This is a genomic window from Arhodomonas sp. KWT (genome assembly GCF_010993615.1).
On the sequence record NZ_WNXE01000090.1, the window covers coordinates 1 to 11,574 of the forward strand.

6 protein-coding genes and 2 pseudogenes are annotated in these 11,574 nt (G+C 59.7%); 1 reads left to right on the plus strand and 7 read right to left on the minus strand.

The window, feature by feature from the left end; translation table 11 throughout:
* Nucleotides 1-381: 381 nt before the first annotated feature.
* The 6 genes from G7A99_RS12670 to G7A99_RS12695 form a co-directional block, all read right to left on the minus strand.
* Complete coding sequence (locus G7A99_RS12670) at nt 382-1,338, minus strand: TIR domain-containing protein (protein WP_163140659.1); 957 nt, start codon at nt 1,336-1,338, stop codon at nt 382-384.
* Between the two features lie 357 nt (nt 1,339-1,695).
* Entirely contained in the window at nt 1,696-2,679 is a 984-nt protein-coding gene (locus tag G7A99_RS12675) for an IS5 family transposase (RefSeq protein WP_163140662.1), read from the minus strand.
* A 768-nt stretch (nt 2,680-3,447) separates the two neighbouring features.
* Nucleotides 3,448-3,855 (minus strand): hypothetical protein, encoded by a 408-nt coding sequence (locus tag G7A99_RS12680; protein WP_163140664.1) that lies wholly within the window; start codon nt 3,853-3,855, stop codon nt 3,448-3,450.
* Nucleotides 3,856-4,005: 150 nt separating this feature from the next.
* Complete coding sequence (locus tag G7A99_RS12685; RefSeq protein WP_163140666.1) at nt 4,006-5,901, minus strand: hypothetical protein; 1,896 nt, start codon at nt 5,899-5,901, stop codon at nt 4,006-4,008.
* A 338-nt stretch (nt 5,902-6,239) separates the two neighbouring features.
* Nucleotides 6,240-9,725: a DEAD/DEAH box helicase gene (locus tag G7A99_RS12690; RefSeq protein ID WP_163140668.1), complete on the minus strand. Its 3,486-nt coding sequence runs from the start codon at nt 9,723-9,725 to the stop codon at nt 6,240-6,242.
* A complete protein-coding gene (locus G7A99_RS12695) occupies nt 9,715-10,491 on the minus strand; it encodes a Hachiman antiphage defense system protein HamA (protein ID WP_163140670.1) in 777 nt (258 codons plus the stop codon). Before G7A99_RS12695 ends, G7A99_RS12690 begins: the two co-directional genes overlap by 11 nt.
* A gap of 255 nt (nt 10,492-10,746) precedes the next feature.
* Between G7A99_RS12695 and G7A99_RS12700 the strand changes: the two are divergent.
* Nucleotides 10,747-10,995 (plus strand): annotated as a pseudogene (locus G7A99_RS12700) (integrase core domain-containing protein); the annotation flags it as partial.
* A gap of 233 nt (nt 10,996-11,228) precedes the next feature.
* Here the strand turns inward: G7A99_RS12700 and G7A99_RS25955 are convergent.
* A pseudogene (locus G7A99_RS25955) lies at nt 11,229-11,483 on the minus strand (hypothetical protein); the annotation flags it as partial.
* Between the last annotated feature and the right edge of the window lie 91 nt (nt 11,484-11,574).

Sequence of the window (11,574 nt, forward strand, 5' to 3'; positions counted from 1 at the left end):
GCATCGAACAGGCCAAGGCCGAGTGGAGAGCGCAGACCTTTCCCAAGGTCGTCGGCGACGAGTACGACTACATCCCGTTGCCGGAATAGGCCCACGGGAAGATCAGAAGGCCCAGGGCAGATTACCTTGACCGGCGGACGGCGCCACACGCGCCTAACGCATCCATAATTGCGTGTAATGTATATTATGTTAAATCACGTCATAAGTATCGCACTACCTGATCGCGCTTGTGTAGGATCCGGTTTCAGATGAAATTTTTCCAGACGGGTGAAACTCGCTAAGGTACTGAGTCAGGCGGCTTTATCCGGGCCTTGTTGCCGGATAAGGACGTCCCTCGGGACAGCCGTCGGTTGGACAGACGCTGGCGGCGTACTCTTCTTCTCAGTGCTGCAGCGGTCGGATAAGCAACTCCCAGTAATACTCGGCTGCTCCCTGCTGGGACAGCGCCTTGTCCCTCGATCCGTCATGGAACTGCATTCCCAAGGGCTTCAGCTGAAGCGTGTAGCCATCGTCCGTGACGGTGAGCTGTTCATTGAAACTGTTCCGTTCCCCCTCGCCCGAGTGCGAAAAGGCGATACCGCCCAGGCCGTACCGGTCTCCTCCACCGTTCCAGATCGCACACTGGGCGACGCGGTTGCCGTTCTCGTAGATCGCAGCGGAGAAACTGGTGTCCGTCGTTCGCTTGAAGCGTGTCTTGATCTGGGGGTCTCTCGCCGCGAGTTCCTCAAGCGAACCAGAGAAGAAGCGAGCAATGTACTCGTAGGTGTCTTCGAGGAACTCGTCGCGCTCATGGTCGTCGAACTGGCGCTTGATTCGCAGATTGGTTGAGCGCGGGCCCGAGGTGCGGCTGTCAGCGTCTACGCCCCCCTGCGCCAGCATTGGAGACGATTCCGTATCTCCGTCGAAACCATTCGCTGCCTCTCGCACGTCCCGGGCGATGATCGCCAAAGCCTCGTGCTGGTTTGCGTGCATAGATACCGGCTTTCCATCTGTCGGTGTTGCCCGTAATCTCCCGAACGGTGCGGAGTGCCAGTCGCACGGGTGCAGGATGACCGGGATCACCACAGCCGTCCCCTCCTCGTGCTTTTCCAAAGCACGCGTCATCTCCTTCTCGTAACAATAATCGGACGCGAGGAAGTTGGCGCTCACCAAGAGAAGGACAATCCACGAGTCCTCCAGATGATTACTGACGGACCCGTGGATATCGCCCCCAGCGGTAATTCTCCGATCGTGCCACGACGAGATAACGCCCTGGCGCTGGAGAAGCGCCAGGTGCGTCTCGAGCTCATTACGGAGTTCTTCGTCCTTATGAGAGTAGGAAAAGAACAGCTTAACCATGCCGGTTCCTCAACGCGTTTAGGTCAGATCCGCGAGTTGCTTGAGAAAGGCAACGACGTTACCGCCCGTGAAGTCGGCCCGATTCAGGCCTCGTTCGTTCCACAGGTCCAAAATGCGCTTCTACTCCGGTCTGGGCGGCCGACCTCCCCCGGCCCCGCCGCAAGTGGGGGTGGACAGCATGGGCTCCAGCCGGTCCGTACGGACCCTAAGGAAGCACTGAAATAATGCGGTTTTCCTTGATTTCGACGTGGCCGATGCCGTTAGAAGGCGCGATTCGCGGCCTTTCGAGGCGGCCTGTGTTGCTGCTCGCCGGCAAAATGCCGCCGTATTGCTCATGTGGAGCGCTTTTCTGCGGTCTCAACACGCACCTCCCCCTGGGACGGCACCCAATCGTCGACGAGCCAGCAGCAGATTCGCCAGGCCGAACAGCGCATACAACTGCGTCTCGTTCTTCGCGATGCCGCGGTAGCGCACCTTGCGGTGGCCGAACCGCTTCTTGAGGACGTGAAACGGATGCTCGACGTAGGCACGGATCCTCGCCTTGATGAGCTCGCAGGCCTGCAGGGCCTGGCCGGTCTCGTCGTCGCCGAGCGCCCGGCGCGCGCCGCGCTTCATGGCCACATGCCACTTCGTCGTGCTGCCACGGTGTTCGGCGCGCTTGCTCACGCCCTGATAGGCCGAGTCGCCGAAGGCGTGTTGCTCCGCGCCGTGGAGCAGGTAGTGCGCCTGGGTAATGTCCGCGGTGTTCGCCGCCGTGGCCACCATCGAGTGCACCAGCCCCGAGCCGGCGTCCACGCCGATATGCGCCTTCATGCCGAAGTAGTACTGCTTGCCTTTCTTCGTCTGATGCATCTCGGGGTCGCGAGCCTTGTCCCTGTTCTTCGTCGACGGCGGTGCGGCGATGAGGGTGGCATCGACGATGGTGCCCTCGCGCAGCATCAACCCCTGCTCGGCGAGGTGGGCGTTGATCGCCTCGAAGATCCGCCGGGTGAGCCCGTGGCGCTCCAGGAGCCGGCGGAACTTCAACAGCGTGGTCGCATCCGGCGCCGCCTCCCGCGCAAGGTCGATGCCCACAAACCGCCGGATCGCCTGGCTGTCGTAGATCGCATCCTCGATGCCCTCGTCGGAGAGCCCGAAGCACTGCTGGGCGACGTACATCCGAAGCATGCGCTCCAGGCCGATCGGCGGACGCCCACGACCGCCACCATAGGGATAGTACGGCTCAAGCTCGGCAACCAGCGTCGCCCAAGGGGTGATAGATTCGATCTCCGCGAGGAACCGGTCCCGGCGGGTGACCTTCTTCTTGGCGGCGTACTCCAGATCCGAGAAGCTCGTCTGCATCGGTTACCGTCTCATCACACAGGGCCTTGGCGCATTATCCCAGCCCGCAGGCCCGGCCGGTACAGCCGGGAGCCAATAAATCAGTGTTTCCCTAACCCTAACGCATACCGCTTGCTCTTCACGACGTCGGCGGTTGATCTGCTGATTAATCCACCGCTCGTCGAGAGCGTCGAGCTGCCGTTCCTCTTGATTAATCTTGATCGTGATCATAGCTATTCGCTTCCCATTCGCGCTCAATTTCGCGGGTCCGGCAGATCCCACGAAGACCGCAGTGGTGCCGACGCTCGCAGCGCCGCCGCTCAACCAGGAGCAAATCCGCCACGATGTGTGCCGCCTTTGCTCTGCTTCCCTCTCGTCGGATCGCGGCCCAAGAGAAACGTCAGTCCGAGCCATCTCTGAAGATCTGGCTTCGATGCCACGCCAGATACACGTGATGCTTGCCCGTGAGTTCGATCTATCCGGGAAAACTGAGGGCTGCTTGGGCAACATCGGTCAGCTCGGGGGACCGCAATAACTGCCCGCCTTCATCAAAGGAAATAGGTCCGGCATCAAATGCGGCGTCCCAGAGCGCGGAGAGTAGATTGTGCGCTGCCAGCAAGGCCAGCCACAACTCCGCCTTGCAGTGGGGTTGCGGGAAACGTGGGGGAGAACGGGAAGCATGATTGCCGTCTCCAACGTATCCTGCCTGACCGCAACGCCTATCCGAACACTACACTCAAGCCGTGAAACCGGCCTAGGCCCGCGAGCTTGCAGTGCCTCACGGCACACCTATTGTGGTCTGAAGCCAAAGAAACGGTCGACAGTAGAGTAGCCGCTGCGGTCGATCAGATACTCGACCTCGGGGTCGTTCGCCTCATCACCGCCGACGGCATTGGCGATCCAGCGGCGCACCCAGAGGGCCTGAAGACGTAGCCCCAGCATGCCATTGGCTTCTGCCAAGGTCGCCGCTTGGTGCAGGACGTCATCGTTACCTGCTGTGCCGCTGCGGTGCGCGAGATACTGCCGCGTAATCTGCGCCCAGATCATCGGGTACGGGTAGCTTTGAGCGACGGAATGCTCGTATACGGCATCAAGTAAGTGCTGGGCAATGCCTTCCTGCCGCCCTTCTCTGGCATGCCAATGCGCTACAAGGACCTGCGCCTCGAGAACGAGGAAATCCTCGTCTATCGACGACACTAGGCCACGGACTTCTTTGGCCGCCCGCCGGCCCCCGCCAAGTTGCCCGTGAATGGCAAGCCAAAGATGCGCTAGATGGATAAGGACCTGGCCGTCGGCCGAATCCAGTGACCCGCGAAGTTCGTCTAGCTCGTGACTCGTCGCTTGCGCCTAGGTGTCGAGACCAAGCGCGAGCAGGGACTTGAGCCGCAAATAGAGCCCCTGCGCGTGAAGGAGCGCGCGAGCTCCGCCCTGTAGCTTCGCGCGGATGGCGGCGTCCGCCGAGTCGACAGCACTGGCGTACTCACCCTGGCAAAACGCCAGCCGCGCCGCGTGTAGATGCGGGGAGGCGGTGCGGGAGCCCGCCGCGTGGCCGAGTTCGTCCTGAATTAGGTCGGCCGCGTCGGCATACTCGCCAAGTAGTATGTCGAAGTAGATCGCCCCATTGCGAAAATGCGCCCGATCCAAGTCACGGCCGCGGCCCAATAGTGTCGGTATGGCCGATACGGCGAGAACGGCGTCGTAAAATCGCTTGCCTTCGCGAGGCAGTCCCCTGGTGAGGAATACGCGGCCCTTCCCAAACCGAGTTAGGTAGATCTCGAATGCGCCGCGGGTATCTCTGGCGAGCAGGAGCGCTTCGCAGGCAAGCAGCAGAGGCTCGATTGTGCTTGCCCCCTCGATCCCAAGATCGTCTGGGCGCGATGTCAGCATGTCGACTGCGGCCTGTGACTTCCCCCCTTCGGCGAGCAGAACAAGGCGAAAGTGGTCGCGGACAATTGGGTGGCAGGCGTAGACGTCCTCGGATCCCCGTCGGTCTCGCACCACGAGACCGCTCGTTGCTAGTCGGTTGAGATCCACCACCAGCGCAAACGCCTCTCTCTCCTGCACCACCCTTTCGCCGACGAGAACAGGTGCGATGATTTCGAGGGTCGACTTGGGCACCGGCGATCGGAAGATCGACAGTCCCTGAAGAATCGCGCGCTGGTGATCGTCCAGGGATGCCGAGTAGAAGTTAAGCAGACGTTCCAGCTTGTCGCGGAAGGGGTCGTTCGCGTCTCCATCGTGGAAGACGTGAAGCAAATGTTGGCGCGGCGTAATTCGGCGCTCGCGGGGGATTGATGCTGCGAACACCCGAAGAACCAGCGGATGGCCTTCGAGGTACTGCGTAACCTCGCGGCGATCCGCGTCTGTACCAAGGACGCCGTTGTGCGCGAGGAGTTGCGCGCCCTCCTCAAGTGTTAGCCGATCCAGCCGCAGCGCCTTCGCGCCCGGGGTGCGCTCAAGATCGGTGATGGGGAACCGGCTTGTGATGACGCACAACCACGGCGAACCGACATAGGCCACTAGCTGCAAGAAGTCGCGGAGCTTAGCGTCGATGAAGGTGCCGTACGCCTTTCCCTCCGAAACCGCCTCTTGCAGCACCTCCAGGCCATCGAGGACCAGAATCAATGGCGGGAGCTTGGTGAAGCGCCTTTCAAGGATGGCAAGCGGATCGTCGCGGTCCAGGTGGAAATCCTGGGTGGGGTCCACCTCCTCCACAAACCGGAGCAGGCGCCTCAGGAAGTTATCGACATCCTTGTTGACGTAGAAGCTCCAATAGAACAGGCCTCGTACCGCGCGATGGCACTCGACCGTCTCCATTCGCAGCCAATGGCCGACGAGTGCGGTTTTCCCCGCCCCGCCGATGCCGATGATGGACACAATGCGCACCGCACTGTCGCCGAGCCACTCGCCAATCGTCTGAGACTCGGCGGATCGGCGCACGAATGTCTCGTCGTTCGTGGTCTCGTGGCACCAACACTGTGGCAGGTGATTCAGTAGAGGCGCCGCGGGCAGACTGTCGGGAACTCCCTGGCGCAGTCGCGCTTGCTCCTCCGCTTTCCGGCGGACTTCGTACAGCTTCTCGACGCTGTAGGGAGCGTCATCCTTGTCGATCTTTCCGTGACAGTTTCGGCAAAGCCAGAGGGCGTTCTCGATACTCCTGCGCTCGGAATCGGACATATCGTGATCGAACCGCGGAGCACCCGGCTTCCGTCCACGGACGTGCGCGGCCTCGCCGATGGACATGGCCTTCTCGGGGTTGTGGTGCGGTCCCTGAGTGGGGGTGCCACAAAGCGAGCAGCAATAGCCTACGCGCTCCGCCGCGGTTCGTCTGGTTTTATCGCTGAAGTCTGGCCCGGCCATGCACCGCTAGCTTAACAAAGGCCCAAGGGAACATTTTCATCACCGGTTTTCCTGGTGTTGGTCTGGAAGGCGGATGCTGGGGCCACCTGCGAAACTCGTATGTCGGCGTAGCCGCCGTCACTGCTCCTCCTCAAGATACCGCAGCCGGCGTTGACATGTGGTACGCACCCAAGCCCCAGAACGCCTTCTCCAGTGTCTGCGAGAGTCCGAGGCGTGCGAACTCAGGTCAGCTGACCGGGACCCAAATATGTGAGATTGACAACGTTCTGGGTGTCCGCTTCCATGCGGCCGAGGAGCATGCCGGTCGCGTCGTCGGGTAGTGGCGATGCGAGTCGTCCGAGACGATCGTAATCTGCGGAATAGAGCCCGTATTCACCCGTCTCAAGCCGCTGAACCCTTAGCGGCTGCTCATGTCCGGGCGGAACTATCCCGGCATCCCAGACGACGTCGCGGGAAATTTGCTGTCGAGACCAAACGATGGACTCTGGGGGCTTTTGCCGTTCGATGAAGTCTCGCCATAGCTCAACCGTTCCTGGTGTCGGCCAGCCTCCAGTCGACGTTAGCCTCCGCACTTCATTTGATTCAAGCCATCGTGTCATGTCGCGGCTGTTGGAAAACGCCGCATTCGTGTCAGTGACGGCCTTGATAGCTGCCAGCCGTGACGTAAACCCGGCCTGCATCAAAATCGCAGCTGATTTGTTGAGCGTTCCAGTCTCCAGCGCCGGTCCCGCGAGACCCGCCTCGAAGTCCTCAAACATAAAGTCGCCCACAGAATCGCGGTGAGCCAGCGCGCGAACGCGTACCGCGTCGATGGCCCATGGAAGGCGGTACACAAGCGCGTCTTCAACGAATTTTAGTGTGTCAGTGCCATTCTCATCGTGAAGGTCAGTCAGAGGTTGTCCCCGAAGCCAAACACAGAGAATATCCCGCCAGTCTTCAGGCAACTTGTCGGGAATGAATGGGGTGATCTGAAAGACTAGCTCTGCGAGACGGGTCATGGATTGTAAGGCATCGTCGCTATCGTCATTGAGAATGGCGCCGTTCGCTTGAATGAGGAGTTCGTTAGCTTGGGGCGCTATGTCATCGAGCTGCTGTCCGGTGGACCAACCAATACCGGCAAGATAATACGCCTTTCGTTGTATAGGGGTACTCCCGTTCCAGATTTGGCGGGCGCGGCTAGCCAAAGCAGCTTCGAAGAGTCGCTGTACGGCTTCTTCATGGCGCCGCAGGCGGCGTGACCATAGAGAAGACGCGAGAAGGCGGTCGAGCGCAACCGCTATCTGATCCGCGTCCGCTTCATCGTCACCGACAAGGCCGAGGATAGCGCCATCAAGATATTCAAGATGTTTCGTCCACTCGCGGAGGGCAGTTTTCCGGTCGTCTTCGCTCTCGTCGTCCATCTCCGGGAAAGCCCATGCCGCAGCGTTGTTCACGATATAGTCCGTAAATTCACCGATGTCCGGCTTTCCTAGTGCGGTATTGAGTCTGGAAAGTAGCTCAAATACTAGGTGCACTAAGCCGCTTTCCATCTGTCGGCCTGCTGCATCGTGAATAAGTGCTTCCCACTGACGTTGACGATGAGCATGTCTATCGAAGATCGGAAAGACAACGAGCCCTTCAACGTCAACAAATGCACGACCGGCGCGTCCGGCGACATTCTTAAATTCTGGTGCAGGGATTATTGACCCCGCGCGATGAAGTGAAGAAATGACGAGGGACGTGGCCGTGAGATTTAGACCTTGTGAAAGAGTCGGTGACGATACAGTAATAGTTAGGATGCCGTCCCGAAGTAGCCGTTCGACCTCTTTGCGGTACGGTGTAGGGAGTGCACCGTGGTGAATGGCAACACCGATTTGCAAGCATTGCAGAATGGGGTGGTCTGCACCAAACCATTCGCGGCCAACGGCTAGAGCGGTATTAAGTCGGTCTTCGTCCGCCCTCAGAGCGGAAGTCAATGCACCTCGTCGATGCAGGTCGACTATCGCCTTGGCATACGGCTCAACCGAATTCTTCTGCGGGCAATATATTAGAACGGTCTGGCCTTCTTCCATGAGTCGCCATGCCGTAGCGAGAACGAACTCTCGCTGGTCGCCAGGAAACGGTCTCCTACGCCTTCCGATAGGGGGAATACTGGCTGTGAGGAACGAGGGCACGAAGGGGCGCTCATTGCCAACACGTAGGTTCAGCCACGCACGGTCCCCTTGCCAGATGATCTCGCCGAAGCGAAGCCGGGTTGGCCGCCATTTGGATTTAACCGCCCCTCCCTCCTTGTCGCGACGTAGCCACGCAACGAAGTCGTCAAACTGCTCTCCGTCGGGCAGGATTGCAGACAGGCATACGATACGGCGCTGGTCCGCATCGTCGCGCTTTAGCAGCCGCTGGATCTGAACTTCATAGCGAACCTCCCTGTCTCCGAGACCGATCATGTGTCCTTCATCCAGGACGATGAGCCCAATATCGTCAAGGAGTGAAGGGTCATTTCTCAGAGCGAAGTCCAGCTTTTCAGGCGTGGCGACGACAATGTCGCGACTCTTTAGGGCGTCCTCATCGAATCTGCTTGCACCCATGCTTCCATACAGGGCGGTGACAGACCGCCCGAGCGGCGCAAAAGTCTGTGTAAGTCCACCTTCCGTTTGCGCGGAGAGCGCACGGAGGGGCGTGACATATACGGTCCGCTTACCGGCCGCAAGACATCGCAGTATGCAGAGTTCCGCGATGCGCGTTTTGCCCGCACTGGTCGGCAATGATAGGACTAGATCGTCGTCAGTATCTACAGCACGCGTGGCCGCCTCGGTCTGAGACGGCCAAAGTTCGACCTCGGCGCGCCGGCGTTTGGTTAGCGTAGCTATGAACAATTCGCGGAGGTCGGCCCATGCCTGGGCGTTGCCTCCAAGGATGCCGGAAGGCAGGACGGAATGGAAGCTAGACGACCAAAGATCGTCGATTAGATGGATCGTAACGCGGTAGCACCACCATTGGGGTACGAGGTTCATTTCTCCGGCAACAGACTGCCCTTCCTGGAGCGCCGCGCGGGCTTGTTGAGTGAGTTCGAAAATGCCGGTCTCCAACGCGAAGATGAACATCGACAATGCGCGGAGATAATTGTCGGTGAGTATGTCGTCGAGCGTCTCCGCATAAGTATCGCCCTTGTCTTGTGCGACTTGGCCGCCAACGGCTTCCCCGAGTTTGTCGACGAGAGTGGCATCAGAGAGGGCTTGGTCAGCCAGCCAGTTGAAAACATCGCGGTCGAGACGGTCTAGCGAGCGAAGAATAAGACGGGCGAGCGCCTGTTCCATTGGTGACAAGTTTTGCTCGTCAAGAGAAACGTTGAGCAGGGAAAAAGCCCGCGCCGAGTAACGCCCAAGATGAAACGCGACAGCCGCCAATAGTCTGTGGAATCCACGCTCTGTGTCGTCCGGCGGACCATTGCTAATGACGGCTTCTATGGCCTCGCCGGCATGTTCGAAGGCTGAGCGTGCAAGGAGCTGGTCGCCGCCCTGCTCTCGTAGCCGCAACGCCATCAGCAGTAGGGTATAGCCGTAAGAATATAAATCGTAGGAGAGGTTGCGCGGGAAGCGGGGAGCCCCCTCCGGAAGCACACCGTCTCGCCAGATCATCGCGCGGGCCTGTCCTTTCGCAAGAAGGTCGTCGCGGAAACCAGACGCCACTGCGTGCTGGATCGCTTCCGATAGCTCTTCAGGGGTCATGCTCGGCCTCGACGAGATTGTAAACGGCAGCGATCAGCTGCTGGTGGGGCTCAACTCTCAAGCCAATGGCCTGCTGCGACACTGCGCCTCCGTATGCTCCGAGGTCATTAGATAAGAGCCTGTGAGGCGAGTTGCCGCTGAACGTGAAGAGCATATGCCCTACTTGGCGGGAAGAAATGCCGTCATTGAGCTGTGCGCGGTCTATCAGGTCGCCGAGAGCGGTATTGCCCGTTTCATGTAAGCGATCGGAAATGAAGCCGAGCGCATGGGGCGACGGCAGGCCGTCATGAGAGTCAAGAGCCTCACGCGCTTCCGCAACGGTGTCCGCATCGAGTGCCGCGCGGCTCTTGGCCTCAGTCTTCAGAAATCGTATTGGCTCGTCTTCGGCGGGCGGCTTGATAGCGATAACATCGTCTCCCCGGAGGGCCATATTTCGGTGATCCTTCCAGCGGAGACGTTTAATAGGGACGGAGTAAGCTGTCTCCGCATCTATGTATTCCGCTGCCAGTATCTCACCAAGGTCACCCGAACGTGCAGTCCTGGTCGTTGGTAAACGCTCTCGTACATAGCCGGCCGCCGCAGACTTGCCCAACCGCTCCAAAAGGCGGGCGAGACGTTCGGGTGACGCATAGTGGTGCGGCACCATTTTCGCTAGAAGCGGCGGTGCGACGTCCAAAACGTTTCCGGCGGCGGTAATCGTCACCAGGCACCCCGCGCCGACATCCTCTTCTTCCTTGTCGCTCCATATTGAAAAGTCGGTCGGCATCGGGTCAACTCGTGCAGCAGTACGTCAATGATAACATTACGCATTTCTTTTGTCGGTTCCCACCAAGAAATAAGCTCACGCAACAAATGGTAATAGGGCGGCAAAAGATTGTGCAGCGTGACACGGGACACCGCCTCAGCGCCAACCCAGTTAACGGCAATCCCGCGCCAGCTTTACGACGGCAAATGGTTGGTATGCCCCTAGTTTCGTAGATGGTTAGCATTGCCATTGTGACTCCGCAGAATCAACCCCGGGCCGTCCGTGGGCAGCGTGGGGGACTCCTATGACAACGCCCTCGCCGAGAGCATCAATGGCCTCTACAAGACCGAGGTGATCCGTCACCGCGGCCCATGGCCGGATCTGGAGCGCGTGGGGTTCGCCACGCTGGAATGGGTGGAGTGGTACAACAACCGCCGCATCATGGAGTCCATCGGCAACCGGCCGCCGGCGGACATCGAAGCCGAATACTACGAGCAACTCACCCAGTCGGCCCAGGCGGCCTGACTCACAACAAACGGTCTCCGGAATAGTCGGGGCGGTTCACCCCCAGTTCAGCCACGAGTGCCCGCTTCCGTGTGGGCGTAAGGATTTTTTTCCCAGCACGTCCTGAAGCATCGCCTTGTCGAGGCTCAGATCGGCGACCAGCTGCTTGAGCTTGCGATTCTTCTCGTCGAGCCGGCGCAGGCGCCGCAGCTCTAAGAGGTTGAGGCGCCATACTTCTTGCGCCAGCTATAGAGCGTCGCGTCGCCCACGCCCATCTTGCGGCAAACCTCTTGCTTCTCGGTAAAGCGGCTCCTCTTTACCGCATGCCCCTCCACGCAGTCCTCAGCTTCGATCAGGCCGGAAATTCCACTTCCAAACAGTCCAGAATCCTGGGAGAGGGTCACTGTCGAACGCCCCCGGGAATCCGTCAGCTGCACGGTGGCGATCAAGTGCACCACCCGCCAAAGGGACACCCTGCTATGTGCAACCCAGACGCCGTCCCGTCCCATGGTGACCTTCTCGACGCATTCCCGGAGGCCAATCTGCGCCGTATTGGACGTGTAGGCTGGTTAGTGCAACGTGAGCAGCTTGTCTGCCACC